Source organism: Actinoallomurus acanthiterrae (assembly GCF_054775715.1).
Genome location: NZ_BAAHCO010000001.1, coordinates 1000464 through 1019220, shown reverse-complemented (window position 1 = coordinate 1019220; position 18757 = coordinate 1000464). Strand labels below are relative to the sequence as shown.

Genomic DNA, 18757 nt, shown 5'->3' with positions numbered 1-18757 from the left:
ATGTTCCACTCACGCCTTACCGCGGTGTGCGCCGTCTCCGCCGGACTCGCGATCATCGCCGCGCCGCAGGCAGGCGCGGCCACCACGCCGGCACACGACCATTCCGCTTTGCGGCGCGACCTGAACCGCCTGACCGCCGAAGGCGTTCCCGGAGCGCTCGCCGAGGTCCGTGACGCGTCCGGACGCGCCACCGTGACCAGCGGTGTCGCTGATCTGGGGAGCCGCGCCGCGATGCGCCCGGACAGCGAGTTCCGGATCTACAGCAACACTAAGACCTTCGTCGCCACGGTCGTGCTGCAGCTGGTCGCCGAGCACCGGGTCACGCTGGACGCCCCGATCGAGCGCTACCTTCCCGGCCTGGTCCGTGGCAACGGTAACGACGGCCGCCGGATCACGGTGCGCCAGCTCTTGCAGCACACCAGCGGCCTCGCCGACTACGCGGACGATCTGCCGATGTTCGCTCCCGGGCAGTTCTTCCGCCATCGGTTCGACCGCTTCACGCCACGGCAGCTGATCGCGATGGCGCTGGCCCACCGGCCCGTCGCCGAACCAGGCACCGCGTTCTCCTACGCCACCACGAACTACATCGTGGCCGGCCTGCTTATCGAGAAGGTCACCGGACGCCCGTACGCGGCCGAGATCACCGACCGTGTCCTGCGGCCGCTGCGCTTGCGGCATACCTACTTCCCCGGTACGAGGCTGGGCATCCGCGGACCGCATCCGAGGGGCTACACCACGGTCGACGACAGCGGCCGGCTGGTCGACGCCACCGAGGTCGGCCAGACCATGGTCTGGGCAGGCGGCGAAATGATCTCCACCGCGGACGACCTCAACCGGTTCTTCGCCGTGCTGCTCCGCGGCGACCTGCTCCCGCCTCGCCTGATGATCCAGATGACCAGGACGGTCCCCGCCGATGAACTCTTCCCCAGCGCCCGCTACGGCCTCGGCCTGATCAACGCACCGCTGAGCTGCGGCGGTGACTACTGGGCACACGGCGGAGACGGACCCGGATTCCAGACCCGCGAAGGAGCCACCCGCGACGGACGCCAGGTCACCGTCATGCTGAACCGGTCACCGACCACGCGCCCGCAGTTCGACCACGCGCTGGCCGCGGTGAACGACGCGCTCTGCGACGACTCGGACCGGCCCTGAGGGTGGCGCTCCGTCCCGCCGCGCGAAATTCGGTGGTTCGCAAACGCCTGGGATGCCACGATGCCGGGTATGGCCGCTCCGGAGGGATTCGACTACACGGTCCGCGCGGACGGCTCGGTGCTCATCGAGCACCGACGACGCGCGGCGACGACCGTGCGCGGCGATCGCGCGGCGGCGTTCCTGAGCGAGGTCGAGCTGGGCGACCCGCAGGAGGTCATGGCGCGCTGGACCGGCAACTACCGGCGCGGCAACGAGCGCACTGCGAAGAACCACCCGCGCAACGCCCACCGCTGAACGCCGCCGGACGAGCGGATCAGGCCTCGGAGCGGCCCTGAGGATCGCGGCCGGGCGTTCCGGTCAGCGCCTCGAAGCAGGGGCGCAGCAGGCGCGTGATCTGCTCCGATGACGCGTCGCGGAGCGGGCCGAGCCCGATGAGGTTCCGCCCGGTGGACACGCCGAACAGGATGGCCAGGATCAACGCCGCCCGCAGCTCGGCCTCCTCGCCCGGCATTGCTGCGCTCGCCTGCTCGACCTGCCGGGTCATGGCGTCCCGCATCCGCTCGGTCGCCTCCGGATGGGTGAACGTCGAGCGCAGCAGCGGCAACGAGGTCTGCGGCAGCTCGCCCAGCTTCACGCCGACGATGGACAGCAGCAGTTCGGTGAGCTTCGCGGGGTCGCCGGGCAACTCCTCGTCGGGTGGCACCTCGACGGCCCGGCGGAACAGCTCCTTCTTGTCGCCGAAGTACTGCATCACCAGGGCGGGGTCCACGCCGGCCGCCGCCGCGACCGCCCGGATCGTCGTGCGGTCGTAGCCGACCTCGGCGAATCGCTCGCGGGCGGCGGCGAGGATCCGCGCCTCCGTGCGCCGCCTCCGCTCGGCCCGCGTCATCGGCTGGCTCGCGTCTTCCACGACCTGACTCTACAGGCGTTGACCGGATATCCGATTTCGCTCTACGCTCGTTGAGTCTCAACAGGCGTTGAGCGAATGGAGGTATTCGCATGCCCACATCCACCGGCCCCCTGCAGGTCTTCGAACGCTTCCGGGGCAGAGTCCTCGCAGGCGAATGGGGAGTCTGGACCGACCGCTCGGACGACATCACGATCGAGCTTCCCTGTGCGCTCCCGGGCAGGCCCCGGCGCTTCCACGGCGGCGCGGAGTTCGCCGCCCACACCGAGGCGAGCCGCGCGGCGCTGCCCGTACGGTTCGAGGAGTTCCGCGACGTCGTCGTCCACGAGACCACCGACCCGGAGGTCATCGTCGTGGAGTACACGATGGCCGGCACGGTCACGACCACCGGCCGCTCCGCCTCCGCCCCGTTCGTTCTCGTCCTGCGGGTCCGCGACGGCCGCGTCCTGCTGTGGCGCGAGTATCAGAACGTCCTCGCCATCGCCGAGGCCCTCGGCACGGCGGACGCCCTCCTCGCCGGCGTCGCCGGCGACCCGGTCCCGCCGTCCCCCGGGAACGGCTCCGCACCGCGAGCGGCGTCCGAGCCGGCAGCGGTCTACGACCGCATACGGCGGGCGGTGCTCGACGGGTCGCCCGACGACTACGCCGACCTGTACGCGGACGACGCGGTCCTGGAGTTCCCGTTCACCGCGCCCGGCTTCCCGCGCTCTCTGCACGGCCGGGAGGGGATCCGCGCGCACCTGCGCGCGACCTTCGGGCGGGCGGTGCGGATCGAGGAATTCCGGGACGTCGTCGTGCACGAGACCACCGACCCGGAGGTCATCGTCGCCGAGCACGCCATCGTCGGCACGGCGACGGCGAGCGGTCTGCCGTGCTCGATCGCGAACCTCCTCGTGCTCACGGTCCGCGACGGCCGCATCGTCCACCAGCGCGACTACCTGGACGTCCTCGCCGCGACCGTCGCCGCCGGGCGTCTGCCGGGACGAGGAGCCGAGCCCGTGCGGCACTGAAGCGCCCTCTTCAGTGAGCGACGCGGTACGGGAGGCGTGACCGCCCTCGCCGTGAGCAGCCGATCCCCCAGTGGGACGGCGCGCTCGACCGGTTCGCGCACGCGTCAGGCGGGGACGTCCTCCACGGCGTCGCCGCGGACGGTCGTCGTGCCCGGGACCGGTTCGGCCGGGTCGGTGCCCAGGTCGATGATGCGGTTGTCGCGGTCGACGTGGACGACGCGCGGCTGGAACGAGCGGGCCTCCTCGTCGGTCATCGTGCCGTAGCTGATGATGATCACCAGGTCGCCGGGGTGGACCAGGTGCGCGGCGGCGCCGTTGATGCCGATGACGCCGCTGCCTCGGGGGCCGGTGATGACGTACGTCTCCAGGCGGGCGCCGTTGTCGATGTCGACGATCTGGACCTGCTCGCCGGGCAGCAGGTCGGCCGCCTCCATGAGGTCCTCGTCGATCGTCAGCGAGCCGACGTAGTGCAGGTCGGCCTGCGTCACCGTGGCACGGTGGATCTTGGACTTGAACATCGTGCGGAACATCGCGGCACTCCCGGGCCTAGGCTCCCTGCCTGCGATTTCTGCAAGTCAAGGGCGATCCGCTCACCCTACAAGGCCGTCGGCCGGCTCATCGTTCCGGGCCGCGGCCGGCGGGCGGAAGAGGGCGGCCACGAGCGCCGCGACGGCGAGGCTCGCCACGGCGCCCACGAGCACCGCCAGACGCATGCCGTCGAGGGTGTCGGCGACACGTGCCTCGCCCCCGGCGGCCGTACCGGCGCCGAGGGCCGCGACGGCGGCCAGTATCGGGGTGCCGAGGGTCAGGGCGATCTGCTGGCTCATCGTGCTCAGCCCGGTGGCCAGGCCCTGCTCTTCGTCGGGCAGTCCGGAGGTGGCGATGACCGTGTAGGAGACGAGGCCCATGGCGTGCCCGAAGAACGCGACCGCGACCGCGGCGAGCACGATGTAGATGCCGGTGTCGCCCTGGTCCACGGTCAGGAGCCCGAGGAGGCCCAGCCCCTGGATCGTCAGGGCGGTGACGAGTGTCCGCTTGCCGCCGATGGCGCCGATCACCCGCGAGGCGATGAGCCCGCCGACGATGGCCGCGATGCTGGACCCTCCGAACGCCAGGCCCGCGGCGAGCGGCTTGTAGCCGAGCACGTCCTGCAGGTAGAGCGTCATCTGGAAGACGACCGCGCTGGGCATGCCGATGACGATGAACCCGGCGAAGTTTCCCCACCGGACGGAGGGCCGCTTGAGTACGCCGACGGGCGCCAGCGGGTTGGAGCTGCGCAGCTCGATGAACCAGAAGGCGATCAGCAGCAGGGCGGCGAGCACCAGGCAACCGATGACGACGGGGTCGGCCCAGCCGTCCCGCTCGGTCGCGGAGATCCCGTAGACCAGGCTCACCAGGCCGCCGGTCACCGTGACCGCGCCGGGAAGGTCGAGCCGGGTGCGGGTCCGCTCGCCGGTGTCGCGCAGGACCCGCGGGGCGAAGAGCAGGATGAGCATGACGACCGGCAGGTTGATCAAAAAGGCCCAGCGCCAGCTCAGCAACTCGGTCAGCGCGCCGCCGAGCACCGAGCCCAGCGCGAAACCGCCCGTCAGCAGGGTGCCGTTGAGCCCGAGCGCACGCTGCCGGAGCGGTCCTTCGGGGAAGGAGGTGGTGAGCAGCGACATCGCCGCAGGTGTGGCCATCGCGGTGGCGAGCCCCTGCCCGGCGCGTCCGGCCAGGAGCATGGCGGGCGACTGCGCGAGGCCGCCGACCAGCGATGCGCCGCCGAGCAGGACCATGCCCGCCAGGAAGAGGTTGCGCCGGCCGAACAGGTCGGCGATGCGCCCGAACAGCAGGGTGAAACCCGCTGCGGGCAGCATGAAACCGGTGACGATCCACGGCAGGGTGCTCTGCTTGAAACCGAGGTCGGCGCCGATGGCCGGCACCGCGATGTTGAGCACCGAGAAGTCGACCGCGAGCATGAACTGGGCGCCGAGCAGGAGAATCAGGATCAGCCGCTGCCGGGAGGTCATCCGGTCCGCCACGGGCCTGTCCCGCGCCGCGGTGAGGGAGTTGAGCTCGGTCATCGCCTTCCTCTCGTCTGTCGCTCTCGTGTCCGTGATGGAGCCGACAGCTAGAGGAACACCGGCGGGCGGAGGCGGGTTGCACCGCCGCCGATGGATCAGTCCCTGGACCGCCTCACCGGTCTCACGTCACTCCGCGAAGTGAAGCGGGACGTTGTCGATCAGGTGGGTGGCGCCGACCCGGCCGGCGACGGCGAGGACGGCGGGACCGGTGTGGGCGTCGTCGACCTCGTGGAACGTCTCCGGGTCGACGAGCACGAGATAGTCGAGTTCGAGCGGCGGGTCGCTAGCGATCGCCCCGTCGAGCACGGTCCGCGCCGCGCGTACGACCTTGGCGGGGCCGTCGTCGACCGCGTCGGCGCCCGCGCGCAGGGCCATGGACAGCGACACGGCGGTGAGGCGCTCGGCCGGGGACAGGTAGCGGTTGCGGCTGGAGAGCGCGAGCCCGTCCTCCTCGCGTACGGTCGGGGCGCCGACGATGCGGACGGGGACGTTCAGGTCGGCGACCATCCGGCGGATCATCGCGAGCTGCTGGGCGTCCTTCTCGCCGAAGACGGCGGCGTCGGGGCGGACGAGGTTGAACAGTTTGAGGACGACGGTGAGCACGCCGTCGAAGTGGCCCGGGCGGCAGGCGCCCTCCACGATCGTGCCCATCTGGCCGGAGTCGACCGTGACCCGCGTGCCGAGCGCGGTGGGCGGGTAGATGACGTCGACCGTGGGTGCGAAGATCAGATCGACGCCCTCCGCGGCGCACGTCTCGATGTCGTCGGGGAGCGTCCGGGGGTACCGGTCGAGGTCCTCGTTCGGCCCGAACTGCAGCGGGTTGACGAAGATGCTCACCGCGACGACGTCGGCGACCTCGCGGGCCCGGCGCAGCAGCGACCGGTGGCCCTCGTGCAGCGCTCCCATGGTCGGCACGAGCGCCACGGTCCCGTGCAGGGAGGTCCGGGCGGCGGAGAGTTCCTCGCGCGAGCGAGCGATGACGGGTGTCATGGCCGGTTCCCCTCGGTGTCTTCTCCACGGCCGCCCGCGAGGGCGTCGAGCAGGCGCTCGGCGTCCTCCGCTCGGAGCAGCCCGGCGGCCAGCGCGCGGTCGGCGGTGAGCCGGGCCAGCGCGACGTAGGCGCCCAGCGCCTCGGGCGAGACGCGGGCGAGTTCGGTGACGTGCTCGGCGACCGTGCCGGCGTCGCCGCGGACCACGGGCCCGGTCAGGCCTCGCACGCCGAGCCGCAGGGCGTTGTCGAGCGAGGCGCCGAGCAGCGGCCCGAGCATCCGGCCGGGCTCCTCGACGCCCGCCCGCGTCAGCAGGTCCATCGACTCGGCCACGAGCGTGACGAGGTGGTTCGCGCCGCCGGCGAGTGCCGCGTGGTAGAGCGCGCGCCGGTCCTCGGGGATCCAGACGGGTTCGCCGCCCATCTCGACGACGAGGGCCTCGGCGACGGGGCGCAGCGGCTCGGGCGAGGTCACGCCGAAGCAGATGCCGGCCAGCCGATCGACGTCGTCGGGCCGCCCGGTGAAGGTCATCACCGGGTGGAGGGCGAGCGGGAGGGCGCCGACGCGCGTGGCGGGATCGAGGACGCGGACGCCGTACCGGCCGCTGGTGTGCGCCAGCAGCTTGCCCTCGACCTTGACGTCGGTGGCGATCAGCCCGGCGATCAGCGGCGGGAGCGCGTCGTCGGGAACGGCGAGGAGGACCAGGTCGGCGGCGGCGACGACGTCCTGGACGGGGAGGAGCGGAACGCCGGGGAGCCGCGCCTGCGCGCGTTCGCGTGAGGCGTCGGAGACGCCGGCGGCGGCCACGACCGTGTGACCGGCGATGGTGAGTGCGTGGCCGAGGGCCGAACCGACGCGGCCGACGCCGACCACGCCGACGGCCAGCCGTCCCGGCCGGTCGTTGGAGACGGTCATCCGGCCTCCGTCCGCGGAGGCGTGGAGAGGGGCCGGGTTTGCTCGCTCATAGTCGTTCCAGTCCTTTGCGGGTACCGGACGGTGCCGCCACAGACTACCTTCGGCCGGAATCGACAAAGCGCACCGGCCCGCCCGGTGGCACTGCGGGCGGGCCGGAGCACGCTTGCTCGGCGCTACCGGGTCAGGACGACGACCACGGGCGGTGGGGGCGGTGGCACGGCGGCCGGTGGTGGTGGCAGGGCGGGCGGTGGTAGCCGGAGCCGCCGCCGACCGAGGCGCCGCCCTTGCAGCCGGCACCGGCGATGCCGATGACGGAGATGGCGTTGCCGCACACGTTGATCGGGGCCGTGATCGGCGCGATGACCTGGTTGCCGGACAGGACGCCTCCCTCGCCGCTCGTGCCGATGATCCCGGCGTTGGCGGGGGCGGCGAACAGCAGCGCGCCGGTGACAGCGGCTGCGGCCACCCCGGCCGCGGAGAGTTTCTTGAGCACCTGAGTTCCTCCCGTACTTCGGTTCACAGCCGCCCCGGAGGGCGGCCGGTACGTACGGTAGTTATCCAGATACTCCTAGGTAACAGTAAGCGGATCTACCTGGGCGTAATCGCATCGTTACAATAAGTGACTGCATTGTTGCCGTCTGTCGATATTGACCGCCTCTAATCGGCGGCCAGCGACTCGACGATCGACGTCCGCGCGGCCCGCCTTCCGGGCATGATCGCCGCGACCACGCCGGCGACGGCCGCCAGGACGAGGAACAGGACGATCCGGCCGATCGGCAGACCGAGCACCGCGTTGTCGATGGCGGCGGAGATCGCGACCCAGCCGAGCGCCGCGCCGAGCACCACGCCGATGAGCGCGCCGATCACCGAGATGATCAGGGCCTCCAGCGACAGCATCCGGCGCAGCCCCCTGCGGGTCAGGCCCAGCGCCCGCAGCAGCGCCGACTCCCGGGTCCGCTCCACCACCGACAGGGTCAGGGTGTTCGCGATGCCGATCAGCGAGATGACGATCGCCAGGGCGAGGAGGGCCGCGACGATCAGGAACACCTGGTCCAGGGCGTCCGACAGCTGATTCTTGATGTCGGCCGCGGAGGCCACCCGCACGATCGGGTAGTCCTTGAGCGCCGTGTCGACGGCCGCGCGCGAGGTGGTCGCCGACACCCCCTTCTTCGCGATCAGGAAGACCCGGTCCGGGCCCTTCGCGCCGAACGACCGCGTGAAGTCCGTCTCGTCGAGCAGGACGTCCGGGAGGATGGACTCGCCCGACACGATCGCGACCACGCGCAGCGTCGCGGTGCCCTGGCGGGTCTGCAGGGACACCGTCCCGCCGACCCGCGCGCCGAGCCCGCTCGCCTGGTTCTGGTGCAGCACCACGGCGCCCGGTCGCAGGTCGGCCAGCGAGCCGGAGGCGACCGTCGGCTTGAGATCACGGCCGAGATAGCGCTGGGTCATCGACCCGACATCCCCGTCCTGCCCGTTCACCTTGGCGGACGCCGTGTGGACCTCGATGACGGCCGAGAAGTCCGGCTGGGCGCGCAGCCGCGCGACGGCGCCGGCGGGGATCGGCCGGTCCTCGCTCGCCCGCGTGCTCGTCTGCGCGCTCAGCTGGTAGTCGACCGGGTACTGGTGGGCGAGGCTGTGGTCCGCCGTCGACCGTACGGACGCCAGCGCCACCGAGAACATCGTCATCAGCGTGACGCCCACCGTCAGCGCCACCGTGGTGACCGCCGCGCGCTTGGGATTGCGCCGGGAGTTCGCCAGGGCGAGGCGGCCGGGCACCCCGAAGATCCGCGCGGGCAGCCCCCCGACGATCCCGCTCAGCGCCCGTACGAGCAGCGGACTGAGCGCGACGACGCCCAGGAAGACCAGTGCGCCCGCCACCAGGACCATGAGGAAGGGGCCCTGCCCCGGTTTGGTGGTCAGCGCGAGGGCGGCCACCCCGGTTCCGGCCGCGGTGAGCAGCGCGCCGACGATGATGCGGATGATTCCGGCCCGTCCCCGCACCGGCCCCTCCGACTGGGTACGGAGCGCGGCGACCGGCGGCACGCGCGTCGCCGCGCGGGCCGGCATCAGGGCCGACAGCACGGTCACGGCGAGGCCCACCGGGACGCCGACGAGGAACGGGGTGGCCGAGACGACCAGCGAGCCGCCCGGCATGCCGGTCCCGGAGTTGAAGACGAGGGCCGCGCCGTACCCGAGCCCGATTCCGACGATCACGCCGAGGACCGAGGCCAGCAGGCCGACGACCGCCGACTCGATCAGGACGCCCCGGAAGACCTGGCCCCTGGTCGCGCCGACGCAGCGGAGCAGCGCCATCTCCCGCGTCCGCTGGGCGATGAGGATGTTGAAGGTGTTGTAGATGACGAGGGCGGCCACGAACAGCGCGACGATCGCGAAGGCCAGGAAGAACGTCGCGATCTGGTTGACGTCCAGGCCGGATCTGGCGGCGAGCCGCTTGGCGAGCCCGTGGCTCGTCACCGTGGTGAACGACGATCCGGCCGCCTGGGCGACGGCGGTGCGCAGTCCCTCGGCGGAGACGCCGGGGGCGGCCTTGACGTCGACCTCGACGTAACCGCGCTCGCCGGTCATCTCGGCGGCGACCGGTTCGGTGAAGCCGACGGCGCCGCGGAAGCCGATCTCCTGGTCGACGCCCACGTCGACCAGTCCGGTCACCGTGAACGTGTGCGGAACGCTCTTCTTGTCCAGCACCCGGATCGTGTCGCCGACGTGGTAGCCCGTGTGCCCGGCCACCGTCTTCTCCAGGACGGCCTCGGCCGGGCCGGCCGGAGCGCGGCCCTTCTCGATCGTGTAGCGGGCCAGCGCCCCGGTGGCCATCGACATGCCCACCGTCGGCGTGTCGCCGTACACCCGGCCGTTCTTGCCGAGGAGCGGGGCGTCGCCGCGTACCTGCCCCTGGGCGTCCTGGACGCCCTGTACGGCGCGGATCGCGCGCAGCGTCGTCTCCGAGACCTTCTTGTCCTCGCCTGCGAGGACGGCCACCGAGACCTTGTCGGCAGAGGCGGTGAACTGCCGGTCGAACCCGGCCTTCATCGTGTCGGTGAGCACGAAGGTGCCCGCGACGAAGCCCACGCCGAGCGTGATGGCGAGGGCGGTGAGCATGAGGCGCAGCAGGTGCGAGCGGAGCCCGGCCAGTGTCGTCTTCAGCATCTCAGGACTCCAGCCGCTTCAGCGCGTCGAGGACGCTGTCCGGGGTCGGGCCGTACAGCTCGGAGGTGATCCGCCCGTCCCGCAGGAACACCACGCGGTCGGCGTACGAGGCCGCCACCGGGTCGTGGGTGACCATGACGATCGTCTGGCCCATCTCCCGCACCGAGGAGCGCAGGAACGACAGGACCTCGGCCCCGGACTTGGAATCGAGGTTCCCCGTCGGCTCGTCCGCGAAGATCACCTCGGGCCGGCTGACGAGCGCCCGCGCGCACGCCACCCGCTGCTGCTGGCCGCCGGACAGTTCGCTGGGCCGGTGGCTCAGGCGCGGTCGCAGCCCGACGGTGTCGACGACCTGGTCGAACCACCGGCGGTCCGGTGTACGGCCCGACAGCTCGAGCGGGAGCAGGATGTTCTGCTCGGCGGTCAGCGTGGGCAGCAGGTTGAACGCCTGGAAGATGAAGCCGACCCGGTCGCGGCGGAGCAGCGTGAGCTGCTTGTCCGACAGCCGGGTGACCTCCACGTCGCCGATGCGGATCGTGCCCTGGTTCACGGTGTCCAGGCCGGCCAGGCAGTGCATGAGGGTGGACTTTCCGGACCCGGACGGACCCATGATCGCGGTGAAGGCGCCGCGGGCGAACCCCACGCTCACCCCGTGCAGGGCGCGGACGGCGGCCTCTCCGGAGCCGTACTCCTTGACCACGTTCTCGGCCAGGACGGCGGGTGGCGCGCCTACGACGGTGCTTGTCACGACTGACTCCTCGTTGATACGGAATGTCGTGAACGAAGCTAGATTTCGGCGGCGGATCCGCCATCGGACCTCAGGACAGCGTCTCGTCAGCTTTCTCGGTGACGTGTCCGCCGTATGTCAGACCTGGGTCGTACGGCGGTGTCACACCGCAGGGCTGCTCAGTCGGACGTGCCGCTGTGGACCAGGCCGGTCTCGTACGCGAACACGACCGCCTGGACTCGGTCGCGCAGCTCCAGCTTCATGAGGATCCGCCCGACATGGGTCTTGACGGTCGCCTCGGAGACGTAGAGACGGCTCGCGATCTCGCCGTTGGACAGGCCCTTGGCCACGAGGTGGAGCACCTCGCGTTCGCGGGCGGTCAGCGTGTCGAGCCTGCCGTCCGGCGCCGGCTCCTCGGCCGGCAGGTGCGGCACGAAGCGGTCGATCAGGCGGCGCGTGGTGCTGGGCGCGACGACCGCGTCGCCGCTGCACACGGCGTGGATGGCCTCGATCAGCTGGGTGGGCCCGGCGTCCTTGAGCAGGAATCCGGCCGCCCCGGCCTTCAGCGCCGCGAAGGCGTACTCGTCCAGGTCGAACGTGGTCAGGATGATCACCTTCGGGGCGTCCGGCAGCGCGCAGATCCGCCGGGTGGCCTCGATGCCGTCCATGCGCGGCATGCGCACGTCCATGAGCACCACGTCCGCCGTGGTGTGCCGGAGGACGCGCAGGGCCTGCTCGCCGTCGCCGGCCTCACCGGCGACCTCCAGGTCCTGCTGCGCGTCGAGCACCATGCGGAACCCGGCGCGCACGAGCTCCTGGTCGTCGACGAGCATCACCCGGATCGGCGTCGCCTCGTCCGTCATGCCGCACTCGTCTCCGCTCGGGGCTTGGTCACCGGAAGGTGGGCGAAGACCTCGTATCCGCCGCCGGTCCGCGGCCCGGTGCGCACCGACCCTCCGTAGAGGGCGGCCCGCTCGCTCATGCCGACCAGGCCGTGCCCGCGCCCGTCGGAGGGGGCGCTGGCACCCCGGCCGTCGTCGCGGATGCGGATCTCCACCGCGTCATCACCGTAGTGGAGGTTCACCTCCGCGGTGGCCGCGGGTCCGGCGTGCTTGCGGGTGTTCGTCAGCGCCTCCTGCACGATCCGGTAGACCGTCAGTTGCAGCGCGGTGGGCAGCTCCGCGGGCACCCCCTCGACCGTGAGGTCGACCGGGAGCCCCGCCGAGCGGATCTGGCCGACCAGCTCGGTCAGCTGCTCGACGCCGGGCTGCGGCGCGTACGGGCCGGCGTCGTCGTTCTCGCGGAGCACGCCGAGCATGCGCCGCATCTCGGTGAGCGCCTGCCGCCCGGTCGTCCCGATCGTCTCCATCGCCCGTCTCGCGCGGGCCGGGTCCATGTCCACCATGTACGACGCGCCGTCGGCCTGGACCACCATGACGCTGACGCTGTGCGCGATCACGTCGTGCATCTCCCGGGCGATCCGCGCCCGCTCACCCGCCGCCGCGACCTGCATGTGCGCGTCCCGTTCGCGTTCCAGACGCTTCGCGCGCTCCTCCAGCTCGGCGGTGTACTTGCGCCGCGTGCTGACGTAGAGCCCCCACACCCAGATCGCCCCGACGAAGATCGTGAAGGGGATCAGCGTGCTCCACTTGTCGCCGGCGTTCTGGTCCACCCACCAGCGCCACACGGCGAGCACCGCGCCGAGCTCGACGACGGCGGCCACCGCGATCGACCAGACGAACGCGTACTCGGCCGCGATCAGGTACAGCATGACGAACAGGTTGAGGTCCACCGGCGCGACCTGGAGGTCGAGCGCCCACTGCACGAACGCGGCGCAGGCGATGAACGCGAACACCGCACGCGGCCACCGGCGGCGCCAGATCATCGGGACGCACATGGCCGCGACGAGGGCCAGGTAGGCGTACCAGGCGATGCGACGCTGGCCGGCGATGTGCGGGTTGGTGAACGTCTCGACGACGCTCAGCGAGGTGCCGGTGACCGGCAACGCCCACAGCAGATCGACGAGCCGGGGATGCCGCCGAAGCCAGCGGAAAAGACGCACGAACACCGCATCAGCGTACGTTCGGCCATCGGGAACCGCGTCAGCCGAAGGTCTGACACGGTCTCCGCCGCGAGGCGCACGCGGTACGGTCAAGGCGTGAGTCAGGTCGGGTGGCGAACGGCGATGGAGCGGGCGCTGTACGGGCCCGAGGGCTTCTACACGCGGGGCGAGCGGCCCGCCGCGCACTTCCGGACCTCGGTGCACGCCTCACACCGGTTCGCGCTCGCCGTGGCGCGGCTGATCGTCGAGGTCGACGCCGCGCTCGGGCATCCGCCCCGGTTCGACCTCATCGACGTGGGGGCCGGGTGCGGCGAGCTCCTCACCGAGATCCTGCCCGTCGCGGACCTGGCCGGACGGCTGCGCCCGGTCGCCGTCGAGGTCGCCCCGCGCCCGGACGGGCTGAACTCCTCGATCGAGTGGCGATCCGCCCTCCCCGAGCAGATCACCGGGCTGGTCATCGCCAACGAGTGGCTCGACAACGTCCCCCTCGACGTCGTCGAGCTGACCGGCGACGGTCCCCGCCTCGTGGTCGTCGACCCGCGGAGCGGCGCCGAGCTGCCGGGCCCCGCGCCCGCCGCGGAGGACGCCGAGTGGCTCGAACGCTGGTGGCCGCTGCGCGAGCCCGGCGACCGCGCGGAGATCGGCCGGCACCGGTGCGCCGCGTGGGCGTCCGTCCTCGAACGGCTTCGCGGCGGGCTGGCCCTGGCCATCGACTACGCGCACGAGCGGGACCACCGCCCGCCGTACGGCACGCTGACCGGCTACCGCGACGGCCGCTGCGTCGCTCCGATCCCCGACGGCTCCTGCGACATCACCGCGCACGTCGCCCTGGACGCCTGCGCCGAGGCGGGACGGCACGCCGGGGCGACCGCCACGACGCTGACCACCCAGCGCGCGGCACTGCGGGCCCTCGGCCTGCGCGGCGAGCGTCCCCCGCTCGAACTGGCCCGCTCCGACCCGCGCGGCTACATCCAGGCGCTGCGCGCCGCCGGCGAGGACGCCGAGCTCATCGACGCGGCAGGCCTCGGCAGCTTCGGCTGGCTGGTACAGACCGTCGGCATCGACGTGCCCACGGTCCTGGAACCGGCTCGGACCTCGGCCTGAGGGGCGCGCAGGAGGCGGCTTAGATCTCGACGTGAAGGGCCCGTAGGCCGCGCAGGACGAAGCCCGGTTTCCACTCCGGCTCCGCGGCGAGGCTCAGCTTCGGAGCGAGGTCGAGGATCGCGCGGAACGACTCGGCCAGCTCCACCCGGGCCAGCGGCGCACCGAGGCAGAAGTGGATGCCCGCGCTGAACGCGAGGTGCGGATTGGGCGTACGGGACAGGTCGAGCGCGTCCGGGTCGGCGAACACCTCGGGGTCCCGGCAGGCCGACGCGAACTGCAGGGCGACCTCGGCGCCGCGCGGGATGGGCACGCCGCCGACCTCGATGTCCTCGAGGACCCAGCGTTCGAACAGCGGCAGCGGCGTGTCGTACCGCAGCAGCTCCTCCACGGCCGTGCCGATCAGGCCGTGGTCGGCGCGCAGTCGCTCCAGCTCGCCCGGGTTGCGGAACAGCGCCCACCAGGAGTTGCCCGTGGCGTTCACGGTCGCCTCGTGGCCGGCGTTGAGCAGCAGCACGCACGTGCCGATCAGCTCGCCCTCGGTGAGCCCGTCGACCTGGCACAGGGCGCTGACGAGGTCGTCGCCCGGGTCCGTCCGGCGGGCGCGGGACAGGTCGCGCAGGTAGTCGGAGAACTCGATCGAGGCGCGCACCGCCGCGTGCTGGATCTCCTCCGACGGATTGAGCTGGTACATCCCGCAGATGTCCGCCGACCAGGGCCGCAGCAGGTGCCGGTCGCCCTCGGGGACGCCGAGCATCTCGGCGATCACGGTCACCGGCAGCGGCTCGGCGATCTCGGCGACCAGGTCGCCGCCGCCACGCTCGACGAGGCCGCGCACGAGGCCCTCGGCGAGCGCCCGGATCCGGGGCCGCAGGTCCTCGACCATGCGCGGGGTGAACGCCTTCGACACCAGCCGCCGCAGCCGGGTGTGGTCCGGCGGCTCCATGTCGAGCATGCCCGCGTTGTTGAGGTCCCAGAAGGGCGCGAGGAACTCCGCCGGGCCGGCCGCCCGAACTCCTCGTGCGTAGCGACGTGGAGGTACGTCCGGCCGAGTCGCCGGTCCCGCAGCAGCGCGTTGACGTCGGCGTACCGGGTGATGACCCACTGGTCCGACGGCTCGTGGAAGAACACCGGCGACTCACGGCGCAGCCGCTCGAACACGGGGTACGGGTCGGCCACGAACCCCGGCGCCCCGGGCGCATAATCGATCATCTGGCCCACCTGTCGGTAGAGACGTCGGCGGCGCGGGCCCGGTCCGCCCGGCCGGCGGCCGACTCGACGATCGCGCGCGCCTCGCCGAGCTCGCGATTCTCCGCGGCGACCTGCACCGGTCCGGGAGGCGCGTCGATGTGGACGGTGCCGATCCCGAACAGCCGCTGCAGCGGACCGGCGGTGAGGCGGACGCTCTGCGCCCGCGCGTGCGCGATCACGTCGAGCCGCCGGCAGACGCGGCCCCGGCGGGTGACGAAGAGGCGGTCGTCGGTGCCGGCCTCGCCCGCGCCGAACGGCGCCAGCCACGACCGGCGCGCGGGCAGCAGCGGCACGGCCTCGGGGTTCGTGCCCGGGAAGACCAGGCCGACCATCTGGATGGCGATGTGCCGGGGCGCGACCGGCAGCAGCACCGATGACAGCGCCTGGCGTTCTCCGACATAACCGGCGACGGTGACGTCGATGCGCGCCCAGCCGCTCCCCCGCCACAGCAACGGCTCCACGACCCGTACGGCCTGCACCCGGCCGGGTGGCACGGTCTGCATCCGGGTCTCCATCAGCCCGTACCGCAGCCGCAGGCCGTCCGGCGACAGGGCGGCCTTGAAGTTGGTGTGCATCACCAGCGGGGCGATCACACCGCGGGCCAGGCCGAGCAGCACCGGCAGCGCGGCGGCCAGCACGCCCAGCTCGCCGAAGACGACGCCGAACACCAGCAGCCCCACGAAGAGCAGCAGGGCCCCGATGACGGGCAGCTTCATCAGCTGCGACCCGAGGAGCGCGCCGAACCCGACCCGCCAGTACGGGCGTTCGGGCGCTTCGGGCGTGTGGCCGGGCAGTCCGGCGGCCCGCGCCAGCAGCTCGGCCCGCAGTTGCTCGGCCATCGCCCGCCCGAGGTAGCGGAACTTCGTCTCGGCCTGGTCGCCGCCGGCCAGCTCGACCCGCACCTCGGCCAGCCCGAACAGGCGGGACACCAGCGGCCGTACGACGTCGACGGCCTGGATGTGCGACAGCGGGACCCGGCGGTTGCGGCGGCGCAGGATGCCGGTCTCGACCACCAGGTCGTCCCCGGCGATCCAGAACTTCAGCGACCACCACGTCCAGAAGCCGACGGCCGCCGCGATGGCGCTGACCGGCAGCATCACGACCAGGAAGCGGGCGATCACGGCGGGCGTGAGGACCAGCGCGATGCCGCTGGTGGTCTGGGTGACCAGCAGCGAGTAGCCGCCGAGCACGAAGGCGATGACGACGACCCCGACCGCGTTGATCACCACGGTGGCCATGTGCAGCCGGTGCACGCCCTGGGAGAAGTGCACCGGCGGCCGGGGCGGCGGCCCGTACGGCGGACCGTATCCGGGCGGCGGTGGCCCGTACATCGGCGGCCCGAACTGCGGGCGCGGGATGTGGGACGGACCGTACGGCGGCCGGCCTGGACCGTAGGGACCGTTCAAAGCCCGATCGACCTCGATTCGCCCTTCTGCGCGAGCCGGTCCCGCAGGACCGCGGCGTCACGGGCGGGCAGGCCGGGGATGCGCGCGTCGGTGGCCGCGGCCGCGGTGTGCAGGCGTACGGTCGCCACGCCCAGCCACTGTTCGAGCAGCCCGGCGGTCACGTCGACGTACTGCATGCGCCCGTACGGCACGACCACGAGGTGGCGGACGAAGAAGCCGTGGGTGACCAGGAGGTCGTCGGCGCGCTCGGCGAAGCCCCAGGACCGGTAGCTCAGCTCGGCGACGATCCAGCCCATCGCGCAGGCGACCAGGACCAGCGCGAGCCAGACGAGCCCGCCGGCGAGGCCGCTCGTCCGGGACATCACGAAGGCCCCGACGATCGTGACCGGCAGCGCCCACAGCAGCACGGCGATGCGCCGATGCCAGGTCAGCCGCGGCGACACCCGCGCCCACGTCATGCCGCCCGGTGGGTCGAACGCCTGCTCCGCTCGGGCGCCGATCGGCACCGGAGAGGGCCCCGGCGGGCCGGCTGGGGCGGGCGGCGGTGGCAAGGGGAGCCCTTGCTGCGGCGCGGCGGACGCGCCGGGTGGCAGGATGCTCGGACTGCCCGGCGGCATGTCGTGTCCCTCGCGCTGATTGGGGTACTGATCGCCTGCATTCATGTCGCTCCCAAGTCAACCCCAACCGGGCCACGTTCCGCGAGACCTCGCATGGCACGATGGGTGATCGGAGCGAGTGGAGTGGTCGGTGACCCGCGAGCGCAGCGAGCTGATGGGCACGAGAGCTGGCGAGTGCGGCGAGCCGGCCGCGGAGCGAGTGAGAAGGCGAGCGCGGCAGTGAGCACCGAGCGGATCGTGGGCGTAGGGGCGGGGACCAAGGACCTCGCCACCGAGGACATGACGCTCAACATCGGACCGCAGCACCCGTCGACGCACGGCGTGCTCCGATTGCGGATCACGCTGGACGGCGAGCGGATCGCCGCCGCCGAGCCGATCATCGGGTACATGCACCGGGGCGCGGAGAAACTGTTCGAGGTGCGCGACTACCGGCAGATCATCGTGCTGGCCAACCGGCACGACTGGCTGTCGGCGTTCGCCAGCGAGCTCGGCGTGGTCCTCGCGGTCGAGCGGATGCTCGGCATGGAGGTGCCGGTCCGCGCGGTGTGGGCGCGTACGCTCCTGGCCGAGCTGAACCGCGTGCTCAACCACCTGATGTTCCTCGGCTCCTACCCCCTCGAGGTCGGCGCGATCACCCCGATCTTCTACTCGTTCCGGGAACGCGAGCAGCTGCAGCGTGTCATGGAGGAGATCTCCGGTGGCCGGATGCACTACATGTTCAACCGGGTGGGGGGACTGAAGGAGGAGCTGCCCGCCGGCTGGCTCGGCCGGGTCACCGACTCCGTCGAGGCCGTACGCCGCGGCATCGGCGACCTGGACCGGCTCATCAGCGGCAACGAGATCTTCCGGGCCCGCACGCGCGGCGTCGGCGTGCTGACCCGCGAGCAGATCGAGCAGTACGGCGTGTCGGGCCCGATCGCCCGGGCGTCCGGAGTCGACTTCGACCTGCGGCGCGACGAGCCGTACCTCGCCTACGGGGAGCTGCGGGACGTCCTGCGCGTCGTCACCCGCACCGAGGGCGACTGCCTGGCGCGGTTCGAGTGCCTGCTCGACCAGGTGCACGCCTCCCTCGACCTCGCCGACGCCTGCGCCAGGCTCAAGGCGCTGCCGCCCGGGCCGATCAACGTACGGCTGCCGAAGGTGCTCAAGGTGCCGGAGGGCCACACGTACGCCTGGACGGAGAACCCTCTCGGCATCAACGGCTACTACCTCGTCTCCCACGGCGAGAAGACCCCGTGGCGGCTGAAGCTCCGGTCGGCGTCGTTCAACAACATCCAGGTGCTCCGCGAGATGCTCCCCGGCCACCTCGTCGCCGACATGATCGCCATCCTGGGCTCGATGTTCTTCGTCGTCGGCGACATCGACAAGTAGCCCTCAGGCTCGAGG

Annotated in this window: 18 protein-coding genes; 5 read left to right on the top strand and 13 right to left on the bottom strand. The window is 72.0% G+C overall.

The window, feature by feature from the left end; translation table 11 throughout:
* Positions 1 to 1152, top strand: coding sequence for a serine hydrolase domain-containing protein (locus tag ACYVF7_RS05000; protein WP_460335550.1), 1152 nt, complete (start codon positions 1 to 3; stop codon positions 1150 to 1152).
* 69 nt (positions 1153 to 1221) lie between these two features.
* Entirely contained in the window at positions 1222 to 1446 is a 225-nt protein-coding gene (locus ACYVF7_RS04995; protein ID WP_460335547.1) for a hypothetical protein, read from the top strand.
* Between the two features lie 19 nt (positions 1447 to 1465).
* On the opposite strand, the gene ACYVF7_RS04990 is transcribed toward ACYVF7_RS04995, so the two are convergent.
* Positions 1466 to 2062: a TetR/AcrR family transcriptional regulator gene (locus ACYVF7_RS04990; RefSeq protein WP_460335544.1), complete on the bottom strand. Its 597-nt coding sequence runs from the start codon at positions 2060 to 2062 to the stop codon at positions 1466 to 1468.
* 89 nt (positions 2063 to 2151) lie between these two features.
* On the opposite strand from ACYVF7_RS04990, the gene ACYVF7_RS04985 reads away from it, so the two are divergent.
* Positions 2152 to 3069, top strand: a complete 918-nt coding sequence (locus tag ACYVF7_RS04985) for a nuclear transport factor 2 family protein (RefSeq protein ID WP_460335541.1) — start codon at positions 2152 to 2154, stop codon at positions 3067 to 3069.
* A gap of 104 nt (positions 3070 to 3173) precedes the next feature.
* Here ACYVF7_RS04985 and panD read toward each other — a convergent pair whose 3' ends face one another.
* From panD to ACYVF7_RS04940, 9 genes are all read right to left on the bottom strand, one after another.
* Positions 3174 to 3599 carry an aspartate 1-decarboxylase gene (gene panD, locus ACYVF7_RS04980; RefSeq protein WP_460335538.1) on the bottom strand — a complete coding sequence of 142 codons (426 nt, stop codon included), beginning with the start codon at positions 3597 to 3599 and terminating at the stop codon, positions 3174 to 3176.
* Between the two features lie 60 nt (positions 3600 to 3659).
* Positions 3660 to 5135 (bottom strand): MFS transporter, encoded by a 1476-nt coding sequence (locus ACYVF7_RS04975; protein WP_460335535.1) that lies wholly within the window; start codon positions 5133 to 5135, stop codon positions 3660 to 3662.
* Positions 5136 to 5261: 126 nt separating this feature from the next.
* A complete protein-coding gene (panC, locus tag ACYVF7_RS04970; protein WP_460335532.1) occupies positions 5262 to 6125 on the bottom strand; it encodes a pantoate--beta-alanine ligase in 864 nt (287 codons plus the stop codon).
* On the bottom strand, positions 6122 to 7039 hold the full coding sequence (locus ACYVF7_RS04965; protein ID WP_460335529.1) for a Rossmann-like and DUF2520 domain-containing protein: 918 nt from the start codon (positions 7037 to 7039) through the stop codon (positions 6122 to 6124). The genes panC and ACYVF7_RS04965 overlap by 4 nt, the downstream gene beginning before the upstream one ends.
* Before the next feature lie 181 nt (positions 7040 to 7220).
* On the bottom strand, positions 7221 to 7532 hold the full coding sequence (locus ACYVF7_RS04960) for a chaplin (RefSeq protein ID WP_460335526.1): 312 nt from the start codon (positions 7530 to 7532) through the stop codon (positions 7221 to 7223).
* Positions 7533 to 7696: 164 nt separating this feature from the next.
* On the bottom strand, positions 7697 to 10207 hold the full coding sequence (locus tag ACYVF7_RS04955) for an ABC transporter permease (protein ID WP_460335522.1): 2511 nt from the start codon (positions 10205 to 10207) through the stop codon (positions 7697 to 7699).
* Position 10208: 1 nt separating this feature from the next.
* On the bottom strand, positions 10209 to 10973 hold the full coding sequence (locus ACYVF7_RS04950; RefSeq protein WP_460357791.1) for an ABC transporter ATP-binding protein: 765 nt from the start codon (positions 10971 to 10973) through the stop codon (positions 10209 to 10211).
* A 140-nt stretch (positions 10974 to 11113) separates the two neighbouring features.
* Entirely contained in the window at positions 11114 to 11797 is a 684-nt protein-coding gene (locus ACYVF7_RS04945; RefSeq protein WP_460335519.1) for a response regulator, read from the bottom strand.
* Positions 11794 to 13002, bottom strand: coding sequence for a sensor histidine kinase (locus tag ACYVF7_RS04940; RefSeq protein ID WP_460335517.1), 1209 nt, complete (start codon positions 13000 to 13002; stop codon positions 11794 to 11796). The genes ACYVF7_RS04945 and ACYVF7_RS04940 overlap by 4 nt, the downstream gene beginning before the upstream one ends.
* 90 nt (positions 13003 to 13092) lie before the next feature.
* On the opposite strand from ACYVF7_RS04940, the gene ACYVF7_RS04935 reads away from it, so the two are divergent.
* Positions 13093 to 14100, top strand: a complete 1008-nt coding sequence (locus tag ACYVF7_RS04935; protein ID WP_460335514.1) for an SAM-dependent methyltransferase — start codon at positions 13093 to 13095, stop codon at positions 14098 to 14100.
* A gap of 19 nt (positions 14101 to 14119) precedes the next feature.
* Here ACYVF7_RS04935 and ACYVF7_RS04930 read toward each other — a convergent pair whose 3' ends face one another.
* The 3 genes from ACYVF7_RS04930 to ACYVF7_RS04920 all read right to left on the bottom strand — a co-directional run bounded on the left by ACYVF7_RS04930 (position 14120) and on the right by ACYVF7_RS04920 (position 17416).
* The gene (locus ACYVF7_RS04930) at positions 14120 to 15052 is read right to left on the bottom strand and encodes a cytochrome P450 (protein WP_460335512.1); all 933 of its coding nucleotides are present in this window, start codon (positions 15050 to 15052) and stop codon (positions 14120 to 14122) included.
* A gap of 253 nt (positions 15053 to 15305) precedes the next feature.
* Positions 15306 to 16754 (bottom strand): PH domain-containing protein, encoded by a 1449-nt coding sequence (locus ACYVF7_RS04925; protein WP_460335509.1) that lies wholly within the window; start codon positions 16752 to 16754, stop codon positions 15306 to 15308.
* The gene (locus ACYVF7_RS04920) at positions 16751 to 17416 is read right to left on the bottom strand and encodes a PH domain-containing protein (protein WP_460335506.1); all 666 of its coding nucleotides are present in this window, start codon (positions 17414 to 17416) and stop codon (positions 16751 to 16753) included. Before ACYVF7_RS04920 ends, ACYVF7_RS04925 begins: the two co-directional genes overlap by 4 nt.
* 174 nt (positions 17417 to 17590) lie before the next feature.
* Here ACYVF7_RS04920 and ACYVF7_RS04915 point away from each other — a divergent pair, with 174 nt between their 5' ends.
* Positions 17591 to 18742: an NADH-quinone oxidoreductase subunit D gene (locus ACYVF7_RS04915; protein ID WP_460335503.1), complete on the top strand. Its 1152-nt coding sequence runs from the start codon at positions 17591 to 17593 to the stop codon at positions 18740 to 18742.
* Positions 18743 to 18757: the final 15 nt, after the last annotated feature.